Source organism: Streptococcus sp. HMSC034E03, from assembly GCF_001811505.1.
Classification (GTDB): Bacteria; Bacillota; Bacilli; order Lactobacillales; family Streptococcaceae; genus Streptococcus.
This window is the reverse complement of sequence record NZ_KV804977.1, coordinates 1-796: the sequence shown is the minus strand read 5'-3', so window position 1 is coordinate 796 and position 796 is coordinate 1. Positions and strand designations below refer to the sequence as shown.

Annotated in this window: 1 pseudogene; it reads right to left on the bottom strand. The window is 39.2% G+C overall.

Going from position 1 to position 796, the window contains the following annotated elements:
• Window positions 1-796 (bottom strand): annotated as a pseudogene (locus HMPREF2805_RS11265) (hypothetical protein); the annotation flags it as partial.

Here is a 796-nt window from a genome sequence, read left to right as displayed (position 1 = left end):
TTACTGTCCATGTTTGATCGACTGAAGCATCGGTATCGAAGTGGGCACCTGTTGGGAACTCATCATTCACAAGAACATAACCACGATCTTCGTAGTACTTGATCTTGTCCGCAGTTGAGTAGTTGATTGCCTCACCTGATTTACCACCGACTTGATCATTGGCAAGGGTTTGACCTGTTGTTTGGTCAACGTACTTGATCACTGCTTTTTGGTCTGCCTTAACATAAACAATCTTCGTATCTTGTGAAATTCGATCTGGATCACTTTCATCATTTGGTTCAATAGTTTTATCAACAATATTGTAACCCCATGCTTGTGGTTGTTCCTCCTTAATCACATATCCTGTTGGTGCATCTGGAATTTTAGTTTCTGCTGCTTCTTTAGGATTCAATGGGTTATTTTCATAAGTCTTAGATACTGAACCTGGAATAACATTTCCATCTTCATCTACCTGAATAATCTTACCAAGTGGTTTATAAGTTACAACATCTTCAGCATTAGGATTGGTTGGAGTGACTGTTTTACTACCTGCTTCAGACTTGTCAGCGTAGTAACCAGAAACTACTGGAACACTTTCCCTACCGTAAGTATGACTGTTTTCAGTCCATGTTGTTGTACCATCAGCTTGATTCTTCTTACCTGTGAAAGTATAGTCATTTTGAATCTTATCTGAAGGTACCTGAGCTTTACCATCTGTACTTGTGTACTTAACAGTTTGTTTTGTTGGTTGCGTCACATCATTAGTTTTTGGTACATAGATAATCGGCGTATCTTCCCCTGGTTTATCAGGTGTTAC